The sequence below is a fragment of the Arthrobacter sp. BGA-UO-ETr-C19 genome, from assembly GCF_059568005.1.
In genome coordinates, this window is the sequence record NZ_JCAQPC010000015.1 from 32,926 (window position 1) to 50,456 (window position 17,531).

At 66.6% G+C, this 17,531-nt stretch carries 17 protein-coding genes; 9 read left to right on the plus strand and 8 right to left on the minus strand.

What is annotated here, in order from left to right:
- Nucleotide 1 precedes the first annotated feature (1 nt).
- The 5 genes from AC57BR_RS07445 to AC57BR_RS07465 all read left to right on the plus strand — a co-directional run bounded on the left by AC57BR_RS07445 (nt 2) and on the right by AC57BR_RS07465 (nt 5,706).
- Nucleotides 2-895, plus strand: coding sequence for an amidohydrolase family protein (locus tag AC57BR_RS07445; protein ID WP_496359139.1), 894 nt, complete (start codon nt 2-4; stop codon nt 893-895).
- A gap of 1 nt (nt 896) precedes the next feature.
- A complete protein-coding gene (locus tag AC57BR_RS07450; protein WP_496359140.1) occupies nt 897-2,087 on the plus strand; it encodes an acyl-CoA dehydrogenase family protein in 1,191 nt (396 codons plus the stop codon).
- A 102-nt stretch (nt 2,088-2,189) separates the two neighbouring features.
- The gene (locus tag AC57BR_RS07455) at nt 2,190-2,645 is read left to right on the plus strand and encodes a MaoC family dehydratase (protein WP_003798928.1); all 456 of its coding nucleotides are present in this window, start codon (nt 2,190-2,192) and stop codon (nt 2,643-2,645) included.
- Nucleotides 2,646-2,706: 61 nt separating this feature from the next.
- The gene (locus AC57BR_RS07460; protein WP_496359141.1) at nt 2,707-4,062 is read left to right on the plus strand and encodes an MFS transporter; all 1,356 of its coding nucleotides are present in this window, start codon (nt 2,707-2,709) and stop codon (nt 4,060-4,062) included.
- 42 nt (nt 4,063-4,104) lie between these two features.
- A complete protein-coding gene (locus tag AC57BR_RS07465; protein ID WP_496359142.1) occupies nt 4,105-5,706 on the plus strand; it encodes an acyl-CoA synthetase in 1,602 nt (533 codons plus the stop codon).
- Nucleotides 5,707-5,745: 39 nt separating this feature from the next.
- Here the strand turns inward: AC57BR_RS07465 and AC57BR_RS07470 are convergent, their stop codons facing one another.
- Entirely contained in the window at nt 5,746-6,990 is a 1,245-nt protein-coding gene (locus AC57BR_RS07470; RefSeq protein ID WP_496359143.1) for a thiolase family protein, read from the minus strand.
- Nucleotides 6,983-8,389 (minus strand): class I adenylate-forming enzyme family protein, encoded by a 1,407-nt coding sequence (locus AC57BR_RS07475; protein ID WP_496359144.1) that lies wholly within the window; start codon nt 8,387-8,389, stop codon nt 6,983-6,985. Before AC57BR_RS07475 ends, AC57BR_RS07470 begins: the two co-directional genes overlap by 8 nt.
- Nucleotides 8,390-8,449: 60 nt before the next feature.
- Between AC57BR_RS07475 and ypfJ the strand changes: the two genes are divergently transcribed.
- Nucleotides 8,450-9,346 (plus strand): KPN_02809 family neutral zinc metallopeptidase, encoded by an 897-nt coding sequence (gene ypfJ, locus AC57BR_RS07480; RefSeq protein WP_496359145.1) that lies wholly within the window; start codon nt 8,450-8,452, stop codon nt 9,344-9,346.
- Between the two features lie 72 nt (nt 9,347-9,418).
- On the opposite strand, the gene AC57BR_RS07485 is transcribed toward ypfJ, so the two are convergent.
- From AC57BR_RS07485 to AC57BR_RS07510, 6 genes are all read right to left on the minus strand, one after another.
- On the minus strand, nt 9,419-9,751 hold the full coding sequence (locus AC57BR_RS07485; RefSeq protein ID WP_003798940.1) for a metal-sulfur cluster assembly factor: 333 nt from the start codon (nt 9,749-9,751) through the stop codon (nt 9,419-9,421).
- 16 nt (nt 9,752-9,767) lie between these two features.
- Nucleotides 9,768-10,556 (minus strand): Fe-S cluster assembly ATPase SufC, encoded by a 789-nt coding sequence (gene sufC / locus AC57BR_RS07490; protein WP_377950964.1) that lies wholly within the window; start codon nt 10,554-10,556, stop codon nt 9,768-9,770.
- An 86-nt stretch (nt 10,557-10,642) separates the two neighbouring features.
- On the minus strand, nt 10,643-11,002 hold the full coding sequence (locus AC57BR_RS07495; protein WP_003798945.1) for a non-heme iron oxygenase ferredoxin subunit: 360 nt from the start codon (nt 11,000-11,002) through the stop codon (nt 10,643-10,645).
- A 26-nt stretch (nt 11,003-11,028) separates the two neighbouring features.
- Nucleotides 11,029-12,270 (minus strand): Fe-S cluster assembly protein SufD, encoded by a 1,242-nt coding sequence (sufD, locus tag AC57BR_RS07500; protein ID WP_496359146.1) that lies wholly within the window; start codon nt 12,268-12,270, stop codon nt 11,029-11,031.
- Complete coding sequence (gene sufB, locus AC57BR_RS07505) at nt 12,270-13,733, minus strand: Fe-S cluster assembly protein SufB (RefSeq protein WP_496359147.1); 1,464 nt, start codon at nt 13,731-13,733, stop codon at nt 12,270-12,272. The genes sufD and sufB overlap by 1 nt, the downstream gene beginning before the upstream one ends.
- A complete protein-coding gene (locus tag AC57BR_RS07510; RefSeq protein ID WP_496359148.1) occupies nt 13,733-14,578 on the minus strand; it encodes a helix-turn-helix transcriptional regulator in 846 nt (281 codons plus the stop codon). Before AC57BR_RS07510 ends, sufB begins: the two co-directional genes overlap by 1 nt.
- 128 nt (nt 14,579-14,706) lie before the next feature.
- Here AC57BR_RS07510 and AC57BR_RS07515 point away from each other — a divergent pair, with 128 nt between their 5' ends.
- From AC57BR_RS07515 to AC57BR_RS07525, 3 genes are read left to right on the plus strand one after another with little or no spacing between them, the layout of a single operon-like run.
- Nucleotides 14,707-15,675, plus strand: coding sequence for an ABC transporter ATP-binding protein (locus AC57BR_RS07515; protein ID WP_496359149.1), 969 nt, complete (start codon nt 14,707-14,709; stop codon nt 15,673-15,675).
- The gene (locus AC57BR_RS07520) at nt 15,672-16,430 is read left to right on the plus strand and encodes an ABC transporter permease (RefSeq protein ID WP_496359150.1); all 759 of its coding nucleotides are present in this window, start codon (nt 15,672-15,674) and stop codon (nt 16,428-16,430) included. The genes AC57BR_RS07515 and AC57BR_RS07520 overlap by 4 nt, the downstream gene beginning before the upstream one ends.
- A 7-nt stretch (nt 16,431-16,437) precedes the next feature.
- Nucleotides 16,438-17,382 (plus strand): COX15/CtaA family protein, encoded by a 945-nt coding sequence (locus tag AC57BR_RS07525; RefSeq protein ID WP_496359151.1) that lies wholly within the window; start codon nt 16,438-16,440, stop codon nt 17,380-17,382.
- Nucleotides 17,383-17,531: the final 149 nt, after the last annotated feature.

Consider the following 17,531-nt stretch of genomic DNA (forward strand, 5'->3'; position numbering starts at 1 on the left):
CATGGCCACCACCCGCTACGAACTGGGCATCGACGCTGCAAAGCTTGACGCGATCGACATGCATGTCCACCTTGAAGTGGACAGCTGCGGCCACGGCTCCCTGCCTGAAGCCCTGACCGAGGCCTCCGCGAAGTACTTCAAGGCCGAAGACCGCACCCCGTCCCTGGATCGCATCGCCGAGGCCTACCGCGAACTGAACATGGCCGCCGTCGTCTTCACCGTGGACGCCCGGACCCAGCTCAAGCACGAGCCCAACAGCATCCCCGAACTCATCGCCGGCGCCGCGCGGAACAACGACGTCCTCATCCCTTTCGGCAGCGTCGACCCCCGAACCGGCGAGGACGCAATCGCCGGTGCCAAGCACCAGGCCGTGGAACTGGGCGCCCGGGGATTCAAGTTCCACCCCAGCCTGCAGGGATTCGATCCCTCCAACGAGCGCTTCTACCCCCTCTGGGAAACCCTCCAGGAACTTGGCCTGCCCGCCATTTTCCACACCGGGCAGAACGGCATGGGCGCCGGGTTGCCCGGCGGGTACGGCATCAAGCTGGCCTACTCGAACCCGCTGCTGCTGGATGCGGTGGCCGCGGATTTCCCGGAGCTGCAGATCATCATGGCCCACCCTTCCGTGCCGTGGCAGGACGAGGCCAACTCCATCGCCACGCACAAGGCCAACGTGTTCATCGACCTCTCCGGCTGGTCGCCCAAGTACTTCCCGGAGTCCCTGGTGAAGGCGTCCAACTCGTTCCTGCAGGACAAGGTCCTCTTCGGCACGGACTTCCCCCTCATCACGCCGCAGAAGTGGCTGGGTGCCTTCGCGGACCTGCCCCTGAAGGACGAAGTGCGGCCGAAGATCCTCAAGCACAATGCCGTCCGGCTTCTCGGATTGGGTGCCTGAGATGAGCACCACCACCGCTGAGCAAACCAGGCTCTACGCTGTGGCTGACTTGTACGACGCCGAAGCCCTGCTCACGATCGGGGAGCGCCAGATCCTCGCGCGGCTCCGGGACTTCCTGGACCGCGAGGCCCAGCCGCTGCTGGCCGACTACTGGGAGCGCGGCGAATTCCCGGAGCAGCTGGCGCAGCCGCTCATCGACCTCAATCTCATGGAGCCATTCGAGGCGCCCGCCCGCGGCATCTACCAGGGCTTCCGGATCTTCGAGCTTGCCCGCACGGACGCTTCGCTCGCCACCTGGTACACGGCCCAGGCCGGGCTCTTCCGGACCGCCATCCACGTGGGCGCGTCACCGGAGCAGCAGCGCGAATGGATGCCCCAAGTCACCGACTTCTCGCTCAAAGGCGTGTTCTCCCTGACCGAGCCGGAATCCGGTTCGGACATCGCCGGCGGGCTGGCCACCACCGCACGCCGGCACTCCGATGGCGGCTGGATCATCGAGGGCGCCAAGCGCTGGATCGGCGGCGCCGCCACGGCGGACGTGCTGGCCGTGTTCGCCCGCGACGTGTCCGACGGCCAGGTCAAAGCCTTCCTCGTCGACCGGAAATCCGACGGCGTAACCCTGGAGAAAATCCACGGCAAGACCTCGCTCCGGATGATGCAGAATGCCCACATTACGCTCGACGGCGTGCGGGTGCCGGAGGCCATGCGGCTGCACAACGTGAACTCGTTCCGTGACGTCGCAGCGATGCTCCGGGCGATGCGCTCGGACGTCGCTTGGATCGCCGCCGGCATGCAGGCCGGTGCGTTCGAAGCCGCCCTCCGGTACGTCACCGAACGCAACCAGTTCGGCCGCCCACTCGGCTCCTTCCAGCTGGTCCAGGAAAAGCTCGCCCGGATGCTCGGCAACATCACAGCCAGCCTTTCCCTCGTAGTCCGGTTGACCGAACAGCAGGCCAAGGGCATCTACCGCGACCAGGACTCCGCCCTGGCCAAGATGCAGACCAGCCTGTTCATGCGCGAGACCGTCGCACTGGCCCGCGAAGTGGTGGGCGGCAACGGCATCACGCTCGCAACCGATGTTGCCCGTTTCCACGCCGACGCTGAAGCCGTCTACTCCTACGAAGGCACGCACGACATCAACGCCCTCATCATTGGCCGCGCCCTTACCGGCGAGAGTGCCTTCGCCCGGTAACTGAATCACCACCAACCCAAACCCGACGGCGGCAGCACCGCACCGCCGTCGTACCTCCGCAACCCTAAACCAACCAAAAGCCATCGCCTAAGGAGGCACCACATGCCCAACCTCGTCGTCGACTTCGACAAACTGCTCACCCTCGCCGGCACCGACCTCGGCGTCACGGAATACCGCGAAATCACCCAGGAACAGATCAACAAATTCGCCGACGCCACGGGCGACGACCAGTGGATCCACGTGGACCCCGAGCGCGCCAAGGACGGCCCGTTCGGTGCCCCGATCGCCCATGGCTTCCTCACGCTCTCGCTCATCATCCCGTTCTGGGGCGAGCTGTTCGACGTCGACGGCGTCACCACCAAGGTGAACTACGGCCTGGACAAGGTCCGGTTCACGTCCCCGGTGAAGGTGGGTTCCCGGATCCGCATGCGGGCCACCATCGCCGAGGTCACCGAGGTCAAGGGCGGCGCCCAGATCAAGGTGTCCAACACCATCGAGATCGAAGGCCAGGAGCGCCCCGCGGTCGTGGCGGAATTCCTCGCCCGCTTCTACAAGTAAGCGCATTTATACCTAAGCAGCTTCACCCTCCCCCAACCCGCACGTGCAGTAAGGAACAACGATGTCCCAAACTTCGCAGCTTCAGACCATGGATGTGACGGCCCGGCGCAGGGAAGCCCGCACCGTCATCGCCTCCAGCTATCTGGGCAGCACCATCGAGTACTACGACTTCCTGCTCTACGCCACCGCGGCAGCAGTGGTCTTCCCGAAAGTCTTCTTCTCCGGGCTCGACGACTGGGTGGGCGTTGTGGCCGCCTACGGCACCTTCGCCGCGGGCTATGTGGCCCGGCCCCTCGGCGGTAGTATCTTCGGACACTTCGGTGACCGAGTGGGCCGCAAGGGGATGCTGATCGTTTCCATGGCGGTCATGGGGGTGGCCTCCACCCTGATCGGCGTCATTCCCGACGCTTCGGTGGCCGGCCCGTGGGGCGCCGTCCTGCTCGTCCTGCTGCGCGTGTTCCAGGGCATTGCCGTGGGCGGCGAATGGGGCGGAGCGGCGCTGATGGCACTGGAGCATTCCGAGTCCGGACGGCGTGGCTTCGCGGCCTCCTTCGTCAACGCGGGCGCACCCTCGGGCGCCGTACTGGGCACGCTCATCATGGGCGCCTTCGCCGCCCTGCCCAACGAGCAGTTCCTGTCCTGGGGCTGGCGGGTGCCGTTCCTGCTCTCATTCGTCCTGCTGATCGTCGGGATGTTCGTCCGGCTCAAGGTTTCCGAGAGCCCCATCTTCAGGGCCGCCATCGAACAGGAAGCGCTGGCAAAGAGCCACGGCTCTCCTGGGACAGGCACCGCGGCCGCGCGCTTTCCCCTGCTGCAGGTCCTGCGCCGCCCCCGGACGCTGGTCTTCACCATGCTTGCGGGAGCCGCCGGCTTCGCCCTGCAGGTGGTGATGGCAACCTTCTCGGTGACCTTCGCCGTCTCCAAGGGCGCCGAACGGCAGGGCGTGCTGTACGCCTTCGCCGCCGCCTCGCTCATCTCCATCGCGTTCGTGGTGCTGGGCGGCAGGCTCTCGGACCGGCTGGGCCGCCGTCCGGTGATGATCGGCGGGCTGGTCCTCTTCATCCTCTACCTCGTGCCGATGTTCCAGCTGCTGTCCTCGAACAACATATTCCTGATCTTCGTGGCCTTCACCATCGGGCTAATGATCCACTCCACCCTCTTTGGACCCATGGCTGCGTTCGTCTCCGAACAGTTCGCCACCACCTCCCGCTACACCGGCGCGTCCCTCGGCTACCAGCTTGCAACTCTGCTGGGTGCGGGCTTCACGCCCGGCATCGTGGCGCAGATCTTCAAGGACTCGGGCCAGAACACCAACTCCGTGGCCCTGTACCTGGCCGGGATGTCCGTGGTGTCCATCATCTTCATCCTGCTCACCCGGGAACCCAAGAACAACGATTTGGAGTCCGCCCGGCTCTAAGCAGCCGCGCAAGGACTAGTTTGAGACAAGAAAGGATGCTCGATGGAAAATTTTGGCATCGGCTCGTGGCTGCAACGGCGCCGCCCGAAATCCGGGGACAAGACGGCGCTCATCGCCGGGAACCGGAAGCTCAGCTATGAACAGTTCGCCGACCGCAGCTGCCGGCTCGCCAACGCACTGCGGGACCGCGGCGTGGCCAGGGGCGACAGGGTGGCCTACCTCGGCGAGAACCACCCCGCCTTCCTGGAGACCCTCTTCGCCTGCGGCCAGCTGGGCGCGATCTTCGTTCCGCTGAACACCCGACTCGCACCGCCTGAAATCAGGTTCCAGCTGGACGACTGCTCCGCCGCCGCCCTGGTCTACGCCGGGGATCTGGCTACCCTGGCCCGGGCGGCGGCCGAGGGGACGGCGCTCTTCCACCTCATCGCCGTCGACGGCACCGAGGCCGACGGCGGCACGGCGGTTGGCGACGGCACGGCTGTTGGCGACGGCCCGGCGGCTGGCACCGCTGCGGCAGCCGAGGACTATGAAGCCGTCGTGGCATCGGGCAGCACCGAGCCCGTTGACGAAGCCATCACCCTGAACGATGGCGCCATGATCCTCTACACCTCCGGAACCACCGGCAATCCCAAAGGCGCCCTGCTCACGCACGGAAACATCACTTGGAACTGCATCAACGTCATCACCGATTTCGACTTCGCCTCCACCGACGTTGCCCTGATGATCTCCCCGATGTTCCATGTGGCATCGCTGGACATGGGCGTCCTGCCCACCCTGCTCAAGGGCGGAACGGTGATCCTCGAGCCCAGGTTCGATCCGCAGCGGACCCTGCAGCTCATCGAACGCCACCGGGTGACCACCATCAGCGGGGTGCCCACCACCTATCAGATGCTCTGCGAGCATCCGGAATGGCCGACGTCGGACATCTCCTCCCTGAACAAGCTCACCTGCGGCGGATCCGCCGTACCGCTGCGGGTCCTGGAAGCCTATGAAGCCCGGGGACTGCGTTTCTCGAACGGCTACGGCATGACGGAAACCGCCCCGGGGGCCACCACCCTGCCCGCCTCCCGGTCCCGGGACAAAGCAGGCTCCTCCGGCCTTCCGCACTTCTTCACCGATGTGCGGATCGCCGACCCGGCCGGCGGTCCGGTGCAGCAGGGCACCGTGGGCGAAATCCAGATCAAGGGCCCCAACGTCATCCCCGAATACTGGAACCGGCCGGACGCCACCGCCGGGTCCTACGCCGACGGCGGCTGGTTCAAGTCCGGCGACATGGGCTACCGGGACCAGGACGGGTTTGTCTTCGTTTCCGACCGGCTCAAGGACATGATCATTTCCGGCGGCGAGAACATCTACCCGGCCGAGGTGGAGCAGGCCATCGCCGAGATTGACGCAGTTGGGAGCGTCGCGGTGATCGGTGTTCCGGACGACAAATGGGGTGAAGTGCCGCGGGCCGTTGTGGTGGTCCGCGAAGGTGCGAGCCTCACAGAACAGCAGGTCCGGGCACACCTCGACGGCCGGCTGGCGCGCTACAAGATCCCCAAGACGGTGGTATTCGTCGACGACATGCCGCGCACGGCCAGCGGGAAGATCCGCAAGAAGGACCTCCGGCAGCAGCTTTTCCCCGACCCGGCGGCTCTGTAGCGCTACGGTCTCCGGTGGTTCTTGGCTGCTTCCGTCCGTCTATAGCCGGATGTGGCGGAACAGCGCCGCGGTGCCCATGCCGCCGGCGATGCTGATCATGGCCAGGGCCAACGCTCCCTGGCCAGGAGCGGCCGGTTCCTGCCGGGCCTGCGCCAGCAGCCGGGTGACCAGCACGGCTCCGGACGCCCCGTAGGCATGCCCCAAAGCCAGCGCACCGCCGTCGGCGTTGGCCCGGAGGGCGTCAATTCCAAGGTGGTCCAGGCAGGCGAGGGTCTGCGAGGCGAATGCCTCGTTGAACTCCACGAGGTCCAGGTCCACGGCATCCACCGACTGTGCTGCCAGGAGTCTCGAGGCTGCGGCTGCGGCACCGATGCCCAGCAGTTGCGGTTCCACCCCGGCCGTGTCCGTGCCCAGCACGGCCAGCCCGTCGGCAGCGCCCAGTTCCCTGGCCCTGGCCAGGGAGGTGATGACGACGGCGGCAGCGCCGTCCGCGTCGAAGCACGAGTTTCCGGCCGTGACAGTTCCGGACTCCACGAACGCCGCGGGGAACCGCGCCATCAGGGCCTCGCTGAGTTTGGGGCGCGGACCGTCGTCAGTGGTCACTGCACCCGAAGCAGCCGGGACTGGTCCAGCAGCAGCCGGGAGCGCAACTGTCTCCCCGGCAAACCTGCCGTTAACCTGCGCGGCCACTGCCCTGCGGTGGCTGCGCAGCGCAAACTCGTCCTGCCGGGTGCGGCTGATGCCGTACTCCCGTGCCACGTTCTCGGCCGCGACGCCCATGTCCGGGTCGCCGTGGCTGTGCGGCGCAAACTGGGCGCGGCTGAAGAAGGCGGGCTCGCCGTCGTCGTTCCGGTGAGCGCGAAGCGGCGCGGTGCTGATGCTTTCGACGCCGCCGGCGAGATAGGTGCCGCCGCCGGCGGCGACAAGCCGCGAGGCGAGGACGATGGCGTCCAGGCCGGAGCCGCACTGCCGGTCCACGGTAAGGCCGGGAACGGTGACCGGCAGGCCGGCTTCAAGGGCCGCGAGCCGTGCGACGTTGCCGCCGGCACCCACCGCGTTCCCGATGACGACGTCCGCTATCCCGTCCGCGGCCACTCCCGTTTCGGCGAGCAGTGCCGTGAGGACCGGGGCCAGCAGCTCGTGGGAGCGCAGGTGCTTCAGCGCTCCGCTTGCCCGGCAGACGGGTGTGCGCAGCGCCGCGATGATCACCGGCTGCCGGTCGTCCGGGAGCTGGAACCCCCCGGGGCTGGACTCCGCACCGCCCGCCCCCGCGCTCCTAGACAAGGTGCCGGACCCGGCTGTCACGGGCTGCGATCCAGTCAAGCAGCAGGCGGCGGCTGACTTTTCCACGGTCCGTCACCGGAAGCTCGTCGAGGGCGTAGTACTGCAGCGGCCGCTTGTCCTTGGCCAGGACGTCCTCCAGGCCGGTCTTGAGCTGCGTCGCCGTGACCCCGCCATGGGACGGGACAATTCCGGCCACCACGCGCTGGCCGCGGAGGTCATCGTCCATGCCGGCGGCTATCGCAGACGCGACTCCCGGCACGGAGGACAGCGCCAGCTCCACCTCGTGCGGGTAAACGTTCTTGCCCGCGGTGATGATCATGTCGGCGCGGCGGCCGAGGATGTGAAGCACCCCGCCGGACAGGTAGCCCTGGTCCCCCACGGTGAACCAGCCGTCGAAGCAGCGCAGCGCCTGGCCGTCGTCGCCCCAGAGGTAGCCGTTGCTGACCATGCCGCTTTGGACGCTGATGTTGCCGGCGGCCCCGTCGGGAAGTTCAGCCCCGGTGTCGTCCAGGATCCGCACTTCGACGCCCGGGAACGGCCGGCCGATCGCGGTGCTCCCGGCGGCGAACGGTTCCCCCGCGGCAAGTCCGGCGCCGGAGACGAAACTCAGCTCCGACGCACCGTAGTACTCGAAGATGGTGGCGTGCGGGGCCCACCGGCGGGCAGCCTCCAGCGTGCGTGCGTCCAGCTTCGAGCCCGCACAGATGATGGTCCGGACGCCCGACGCGTCCACGCAGCCCAGGAGCCCGCGTTCGCTGAGCAGCCGCAGCATGGTGGGTACCAGCACCAGCCGGGTGATGCCGTCGTGGGTGATGGCGGCGTGGACGTCCCCGACGTCAAAGGATTCGAGCGTGTGGAACTCAGACCCGGCATATAGGCACTCGGCTAGCGCGTACAGGTTTAGGCTGGCGGCCAGCGGGCCCGGTGCAAGCGTTTTGTCCTGCTGGCTGAGCCCGAAAAACTCCATGGAGGCCTCGAAGGACTGCTGCCAGGAGCGGCGCGAACGGGTGAAGGCCTTGGGCACGGAGGTGGTGCCGGAGGTCAGGCCGATGAGGAACGAGGCTGCAGGATCCCCGTCCGCCAGCTCTGTGCCGGCGTTGCCGGGCATGGGGTCAACCCTGCTGCCCAGCCGCTGGACAATCTCGTCCTGCAGGGCTTCGGGCCACGTCGGGTCCAGGACCGCGCACTCACGGTCACCGGCAACGGCAGCGGCGAAATCAACCGCGAACCGGGTGGAATTGGGCTGGGCGAGGACTGTGACGGGAGCCGTGCTGACGGCTGCGGCGGCCTGCGCACCATCGCGCAGTTCGGCCCAGCTGAGCCGTTTTCCGGCCACGACGACGGCGGTGTCGTCGGGGCGTTCATCGGCCCAGCGCTGAAGGTTGTTGAGAAAAGGCATCGGACCAACTTTACCGGCCTGAACCCGCCACGGCCCTGTGGCAAAGACTATTGTGACAACATGAGCTTCAATGACGGGGTCGAGCTGGACCCATCCCAGGTGGAAGACCGGCGCGGCGGTGGAGTTGGCCGCGGCACAAAGATCGGCGGAGGCATCGGCGGCGGCGTCGTCCTGCTCCTTGCGGCCCTGTTCGGCATCAACCCGCAGCTGCTTGGCGGGCTCCTGGGCACCGGCCAAGAGCAGCCAGCGCAGAGCACAGGAACGCCCCTCACGCAGTGCAAGCTGGGTTCCGATGCCGACAAGGACCTCGACTGCCGGATTGCCGGAACGGTGAACAGCCTCAACGTGTTCTGGCCGGCCTATCTCGCTGACTACAACGTGAAATACCCGCGGCCGAAGGCTGTGCTGTTCGAGGGCGCCACCCGCACCGGCTGCGGCACGGCCACGTCCGAGGTGGGCCCGTTCTACTGCCCGCCGGACACCACGGCCTACTTCGATCCCGGGTTCTTCCAGGACCTCGTGACCCGTTTCGGCTCCTCGGGTGGCCCGCTGGCCCAGGAATACGTGGTGGCACATGAGTTCGGCCACCACATCCAGAACATCCTCGGGGATCTGGACAAGGCGCAGCAGGATCCGCAGGGCGCGGATTCCGGCGCCGTCAGGGTGGAACTTCAGGCCGACTGCTACGCCGGGCTCTGGACGCGGTACGCCACCACGCAGAAGGACCCGAAGACCGGCAAGCCCTTCCTTGAGCCGCTCACGCAGAAGGACCTGAACGACGCGCTGTCGGCTGCCTCCGCCGTCGGCGACGACCGGATCCAGAAGGCCGCCACGGGCCGGGTCAATCCCGAGGGCTGGACGCACGGGTCCAGCGCGCAGCGGCAGAAGTGGTTCTACCAGGGCTATAAGACCGGCGACATCAACCAGTGCGACACGTTCAGCGCCGCAACACTGTAGCAGTTAAACGCCGACGGCGGCCGGCCACCTTCGCTGAGAAGGTGACCGGCCGCCGTCGTAATTTTTGGGATTCTAGATGTTGAAGCCGAGGGCCCGCATCTGGTCCTTGCCGTCGTCGGTGATCCGCTCCGGACCCCATGGCGGCATCCACACCCAGTTCAGGCGCCACTCGTCCACAACGCCGTCAAGTGCCTTGCCAACCTGCTCCTCGAGCACGTCGGTCAGCGGACAGGCGGCCGTGGTGAGGGTCATGTCGATCAGCAGGGCGCCGTCGTCCTCCGAGTACTTCAGGCCGTACAGCAGGCCCAAGTCCACGATGTTGACCCCGAGCTCGGGGTCGATGACGTCCTTGAGCGCCTCTTCGACATCCTCCAGCCCGGTGCGGGCTGCGTCGATTTCGGTCATGGTCAGTCAGTCCTAACTAGGCCTGGACCGCTGCGGCAGCCGCGGCTGATCCGGCGCCCGCGGCGTAGCGGTCGTAGCCTTCTTCTTCCAGGCGGTCGGCGAGTTCCGGGCCGCCCTCTTCCACAACCTGGCCGTTCACGAAGACGTGCACGAAGTCAGGCTTGATGTAGCGCAGGATGCGGGTGTAGTGCGTGATGAGCAGCGTGCCCATGTTGCCGGTGGCGTGGGCGCGGTTGACGCCTTCGGAGACGACCTTGAGCGCGTCAACGTCCAGGCCGGAGTCGGTCTCGTCGAGTACGGCGAACTTCGGCTTGAAGAGTTCCAGCTGCAGGATCTCCACGCGCTTCTTCTCACCGCCGGAGAAGCCTTCGTTGACGTTGCGCTGGGCGAAGTCGGCGTCGATGCGCAGCTGCTGCATGGCTGCCTTGACGTCCTTGGTCCAGGTGCGCAGTGCGGGTGCTTCGCCGTCGATGGCGGTCTTGGCGGTCCGCAGGAAGTTGGTCATGGTGACGCCGGGAACCTCCACCGGGTACTGCATGGCCAGGAAGACGCCGGCGCGGGCGCGCTCGTCAACGCTCATGGCCAGCACGTCTTCGCCGTCCAGCGTGATGGTACCGCGGGTAACGTTGTAGCGGGGGTGGCCCGCGATGGTGGACGCCAGGGTGGACTTGCCGGAGCCGTTGGGGCCCATGATGGCGTGGGTCTCACCGGTGCGGATGGTCAGGCTGACGCCCTTCAGGATCTCCTTGGTGCCCTGCTCGGTGTCGATGCTGACGTGCAGGTCCTTGATCTCAAGAGTAGACATGTGTCTTGTTCTCCTCTGCACCGTGCCGTTGGGGCGGCGGTGCGGTCTTTTGGTCTGGAAGTTATTAAGTTCTGGTACAGGGCGGGCTAACTGAAGTTCGGAGCTTCGGCGCCGTTCAGGACGTTGGTGAAGTCCACATAGACCTCGTCTCCGACAATCTCCACCGCGAACACGGGAACGGGGTCGTAGGCCGGAAGCTGGAGCGGTTCGCCGCTGCGCAGGTCGAACTGCGAACCGTGTCCCCAGCATTCGATGGCGCAGCCTTCGACCTCACCCTCGGAGAGGGAGATGTCCGCGTGCGAGCAGGTGTCCCCAATGGCGTGGATCTCTCCCATGGAGTCCTTGACGATCGCGACGGGAAAGTCGTCGATCAGGATCCGCAGGGCCTGCTTGGGCTGGATCTCGTTGACATGGCAGACGAGTTCGCCCTTTGGCTGTTCAGTCATCCGGTGTCCTGTACTTTCGGGGCTGCTTAGGAATTCGTGGCGGCGAGTTCGCGCTCAACAGCCTCGGTCAGGCGCTCTTCGAGTGCCGGAACCTTGATCTGCTGAATGATCTCGTTGAGGAAGCCGCGCACGACGAGCCGGCGGGCCACCTCTTCGGGAATGCCGCGGGCCATCAGGTAGAACAGGTGCTCGTCGTCAAAGCGTCCGGTGGAGCTGGCGTGGCCGGCACCCTCGATGAGGCCCGTCTCGATTTCGAGGTTGGGCACGGAGTCCGCGCGGCAGCCGTCGGTGAGCACCAGGTTCTGGTTCTTCTCGTACGAGTCGGTGCCCAGGGCCTGCTTCTGGATCAGCACGTCGCCCACCCAGACGGTGTGCGCGTTCTTGCCCTGCAGGGCGCCCTTGTAGAGCACGTTGGACTTGCAGTTGGCCACATTGTGGTCAACGAAGGACCGGTGCTCAAGGTGCTGGCCGGCGTCGGCGAAATAGAGGCCCAGCAGCTCGGCCTCGGCGCCCTCGCCGGAGAAGCGGACGTTGGAATTCAGGCGCACCACGGAACCGCCAAGCGAAACGGCGATGTGCTTGTAGACGGCGTCCTTGCCCACCTGGGCGTCGTGCTGACCCAGGTGCCGCGCGTCGTCTTCCCAGAGCTGCACGGAGATCACCGTGAGGTGCGCGCCGTCGCCGACGATCACTTCCAGGTTTCCGTTGTGGTCCGCCGCGCCCGTGTGCTCGACGATGACGACGCTGCGGGAATTGGCGCCGGCTTCCAGCACAAAGTGTGCGTTGGAGCGGCGGCCTGCGCCCGCACCGTCGACCAGGATGCGCACCGGCTCAGCCGGTTCGGCGTCGGCCGGGATGACAACGTGCAGTGCCTCGTCCGTGTTGGCGGAGGCGACGACGGCGGCCCGGTCGGCCGGGGTCAGGACGGTGCCGCGCGGGGCGTCTCCCTGTGCCAGGCTGTCGCGGACGTAGCCTTCGGGGGCTTCCACCGTGAACGCGGCCGCTTCGCCGTCCGTCGCTGCATCGGAGAGCAGGTTGGCCAGTCCGCGGACCGGGGTGAAGCGCCATTCCTCTTCGCGGCCGGTGGGCAGCGCGAAGTCGGCGACGTCGAAGCTCGTGAGCCTTTCGGCACGCGAGGACATGACGGTGACGCCGTGGTTATGGCTGTGATCCACCTTCGCGGGGACCAGCCCCTCGCCTTCCTCGGTGAAGCCGGCGATGGAAGGAGCTCCGATGCGGGCCTTTTCAGTAGTAATTTCGGCAGTCATTAACCGACGGATCCTTCCATCTGGAGTTCAATGAGGCGGTTCAGCTCGAGGGCGTATTCCATCGGCAGCTCGCGGGCGATCGGCTCAATGAAGCCGCGCACGATCATGGCCATGGCTTCGTCTTCGCGCATGCCGCGGGACATGAGGTAGAAGAGCTGCTCCTCGGAAACACGCGAGACGGTGGCCTCGTGTCCCAGCTGCACGTCATCCTCGCGGATGTCGATGTACGGGTATGTGTCCGAGCGGCTGATGGTGTCCACCAGCAAAGCGTCGCAACGCACCGTGTTCGCGGAGTGCTTGGCACCCTCGCGGATCTGGACCAGGCCGCGGTAGGCCGCCCGTCCGCCGCCGCGGGCCACGGACTTGGAGATGATGGAGCTCTTGGTGTTCGGCGCGATGTGCACCATCTTGGAGCCGGTGTCCTGGTGCTGGCCCTCGCCGGCAAACGCGATGGAAAGGGTCTCACCCTTGGCGTGCTCGCCCGTCAGGTAAACAGCCGGGTACTTCATGGTGACCTTGGAGCCGATGTTGCCATCGATCCACTCCATGGTGCCGCCCTCTTCGCAGATAGCGCGCTTGGTCACGAGGTTGTACACGTTGTTGGACCAGTTCTGGATGGTGGTGTAGCGGACGCGGGCGCCCTTCTTGACCACGATCTCGACGACGGCCGAGTGCAGCGAGTCCGAGGTGTAGATCGGCGCGGTGCAGCCTTCGATGTAGTGGACGTAGGAGTCCTCGTCGGCGATGATCAGCGTGCGCTCGAACTGGCCCATGTTTTCCGTGTTGATGCGGAAGTAGGCCTGCAGCGGGATGTCGACGTGCACGCCCTTGGGCACGTACACGAAGGAGCCGCCGGACCATACGGCCGTGTTCAGCGAGGCGAACTTGTTGTCGCCCACCGGAATGATGGTGCCGAAGTACTCCTGGAAGATCTCCGGGTGCTCGCGCAGCGCGGTGTCCGTGTCCAGGAAGATGACGCCCTGGGCCTCGAGGTCCTCGCGGATCTGGTGGTAGACCACCTCGGACTCGTACTGGGCTGCCACGCCGGAGACCAGGCGGCTGCGCTCGGCTTCCGGGATGCCGAGCTTCTCGTACGTGTTCCGGATGTCCTCGGGAAGGTCTTCCCAGGTGGCGGCCTGCTTCTCCGTGGAGCGCACGAAGTACTTGATGTTGTCGAAGTCGATGCCGGAGAGGTCTGCACCCCAGGTGGGCATGGGCTTGCGGTCGAAGTACTTCAGACCCTTGAGACGAAGGTCCAGCATCCATTCCGGCTCGCTCTTCTTGGCCGAGATGTCGCGGACCACGTCCTCGTTGAGGCCTCGGCGGGCGTTGGCTCCGACGTCGTTCTTGTCGGCCCAGCCGTACTCGTAGGTGCCGATTCCGTGGAGCTCGGGATTCTTTTCCAGAATCTCCGAAATCACAGCAGTCTCGGCAACCGTCTTCTCTGATAGTTGGTCCGTCATCACGGCCTTTCTTGCAGATGGTTGGATACTTCGTTCAGGTTGTCCGGTTGGCTGCCGGCGGCCTGCGCCACCGGCACGGCCGGACGGCCTGTAGGTATGTGGGTGGTGCAGACATGTCCGCCGCGGGCGAGCGTGGAAAGCCTGCGGACATCGACACCGACGAGGCGCGAAAACATTTCCGTTTCCGCGTCGCAGAACACGGGAAACTGGGTGGCCAGCTGCTGGATGGGGCAGTGGCCCTGGCACAGCTGCACGCTGGACAGCGCGGCGGGCAGCGGGGCCTTGGCTTCGATCGAGGCAGTGGAAGCGACGAAGCCGTCCCGGGACAGGGCGGCGGACAGTGCCTGCGCGCGGGCGGTGATGTCCGTTCCGGCCGCTTCCACCTCGGGGGCGTAGCGGCGTTCCATCTCCGCGAAACGCTCGACGGCGAACTGGCGGACGGTTTCATCCCCCGCCACCGCGCCGAGCTGCTTGAGCGCCAGGCTCGCAATGTTCAGATAATCGTCACCCAGCGAGGACTGGCCCTGGGAGCTGAGGACGTAGCGGCGGGCGGGGCGGCCGGCACCGGCGCCTGCGCGCGCAACGCGCTTGACTTCGATGACGCCCGCGCGGGACAGGTGGTCCAGATGGCGGCGGACGGCGGCAGGGGTGAACCCGAGCAGGTCGCCCAGTTCCGCGGCGCTGACCGGCCCGTGCTCCAGGACGGCGCTGAGGACGCGGTCACGCGTGCGCTCGTCGGCGTCGGCCGCGGCAGGCACAGCGGCCAGGGCAGCACGTTTTCCACCGCGCAGCGCGCCTGCAGGCGCGCCCTGCCCGGCCAAAGGCGCGGAAGTGGTATTGGTCATGGAATACACAACACAATCATGTCGTAATTTATTGCCGCCTTCCAGTAAGGCAAGGCTGACCTGCTTCACCCAGCAGGCTGAGCTCATCCGCTCACCGGCGGCAGTACTACTTCCCGTAGAATGCTGGGGTGCGATCCCCCAAATCCCCCGTATTGACCATCGACGGGCTCATCAAGGACGTCGGTCCGCTCCCCACCCTCGATGGCAAGATGCTCAGGGTGGTGAGCGACGTCTCACTCGTCGCCGGCCGCGGCGAAGTCACGGCGCTGCTCGGAGCCAACGGTGCCGGCAAGACTACCACCATCGAATGCGCCCAGGGGCTCCAGAAGCGCACGGGCGGAACTATCACGCTGCTCGGAGCCGATCCCGGCACCGCCGGTGCGCAACTGCGCGCCCGGGTCGGCGTCATGCTCCAGGACGGCGGCCTCCCGCCGTCGGCCCGTCCCATTCCCCTGCTCCGGCACATCGCCGGAATGTACCGCAACCCCAGGCCGCTTGATGAGCTGGTGCAGCGGCTGGGCATCGACACCCTCAGCCGGACCAATGTCCGCCGGCTGTCCGGCGGACAGAAGCAGCGACTGGCCCTCGCCGCCGCCCTGATCGGCAACCCTGAGGTGCTGTTCCTGGACGAACCAAGCGCCGGGCTGGATCCGCAATCCCGCCAGCTGGTCTTCGAACTGATCGCCGAACTCCGGGACGGCGGGATGGGCATCATCCTGACAACTCATCTCATGGATGATGCGCAGCGCCTCGCCGACTACGTCTACATCATCGACGCCGGCAGAAATGTTGCGGAGGGCACCGTGGCCCAGCTGCTCCAGCACAACATGCCGGAGACGCCCCACCGGGACCACGTCCGGACGCTGCACTTCGAGGCACTGCCGGGGCTGGACTTCACCGGAGTGCTGCCCGCCGAGATCGAGATCCGCGAGACCCGTTCGGGCAGTTACTCGGCCACCGGGGCGCTGACCCCCGAGGACCTCGCCGCGCTGACGGCATGGTGGGCACACCACGGCATCATGCCGGGCTCGCTGAGCATGGAGGCCCGGAGCCTTGAAGATGTATTCCTTGACATTTCCGGAAGGGAAATCCGATGACGACAGCCACGGGCAGCGCACCTGCTCCCCTGCTCCGCCGGATCCTGCTGCAGGGCAAATACGAGGCCACCACAATGCTCCGGAACGGCGAGCAGCTGATTCTGGCAGTGGTCCTGCCGCTCCTTGCCCTGATCGGACTGACGGTCACTCCGCTGCTGGACGGCATAGGGGACAGCCGGATCAATGTTGCCGTCCCCGGCATCCTCGCGCTCTGCGCCATGTCCACTGCCTTCACCGGACAGGGCATCGCCACCGGCTTCGACCGCCGGTACGGCGTGCTGCGGTTCCTGTCCACCACGCCGCTGGGGAGGGCCGGTCTCATCGCCGGGAAGATCCTCGCGGTCCTGGCCGTCCTGGTGATCCAGATAGTCATCGTCGCCGCCGTCGCTTTCCCCCTGGGATGGCGGCCAAATCCGCTGGGCGTGCTGCCCGGTCTGTGCCTGCTTGTCCTGGGCGCGGCCGCATTCACCGCTCTGGGCCTGCTGGTGGCCGGCACTGTCCGGCCCGAGGCCACGCTGGCCATCACGAATCTGCTGTGGATCCTCCTCGGCGCCCTGGGCGGCATCGTGATCCCCATGCAGCGGCTGCCGGAACTTGCCCAGAACACCGTCCACCTGCTGCCGTCCGGGGCCCTCGGCGAAGGCCTGCGCGACGCGTTCCTGCATGGCGCCGTGAACGGCAACGCTGTCCTTGTCCTGCTGATGTGGACGGTTCTCGCCGGCGCAGCAGCCATCCGCTGGTTCAAATGGAATTGAGAATAAAGTGAGTACGGCTTCGCGCCTCCCCCAGTTCGTCGGCCGCCTGGCATCCAGGCTGCCCGTCACCGTCGATTCCACCGTCCGCCGCCTGGCCGTGCTGTCCCTGATCGGGCAGACGGTCCTGGTGGTCACCGGCGGCGCCGTCCGGCTGACCGCCTCGGGCCTGGGCTGCCCCACCTGGCCCAGGTGCACGAACAATTCCCTGGTGAACACCCCCGAAATGGGCATCCACGGCTTCATCGAGTTCGGCAACCGTCTGCTGACGTTCGCCCTGGCCGCCGTCGCAGCGCTCATGCTGGTCTACCTGTGGAACCTGCGCAAGGAGCGCAAGGACCTGTTCCTGCTGGCCTTGGGTCTGCTGGCGAGCATCCCGGCGCAGGCCATCATCGGCGGCATCACCGTCCTGACCCGGCTGAACCCGTGGGTGGTTGGCCTGCACTTCCTGGTGTCCATGGCCCTGGTGGTTTTCGCCACGCTGCTGGTCAACCGGGCCTACGGAAGGACGGGCCGGTTCCGGGCCCTTCCGCTCATGTCACTGCCGGGAGTCCTGCGGCCGGTGATGACCGCCGTCGCGCTCTTCTCCGCGATCGCCGTCATGCTGGGCGTTGTGGTCACCGGCGCCGGACCGCACGCGGGTGACGCCAAGGCTCCCCGCAACAACCTGGACTGGGACCTGTTCTCGCACGTCCATGCCGTGCCCGCCTACCTGGTCACCGCCGGCACGCTGCTCGCCGTGTACTTTGTGTTCCGCCGCGGCATCTCGGGGACGTTCCGGACGGCCGTGCTGATGCTTCTCGGCGTCACCTTGCTCCAAGCCGTCATTGGCTTCACGCAGTACTACAACGGCATCCCGGCGCTCCTCGTGGGCGCGCACATGCTGGGTGCTGCCCTGCTGATGGCCGCGGCAACCAACGCCGCCGACATCGCCCGCTCCAGCCCCGTCGGGTAGTTACAACGCTTCCTCAGGTCCCGTCGCTGCATTCCTGACGCTTCCTCAGGTCCCGTCGCTTCACGCGGGACGCTTCCTCAGGTTTCGTCGCTTCGCGCGGGAGCGTACATTGTCTGGCGTAATCTCCGAGGGAGAGGGAGAGCGCCGTA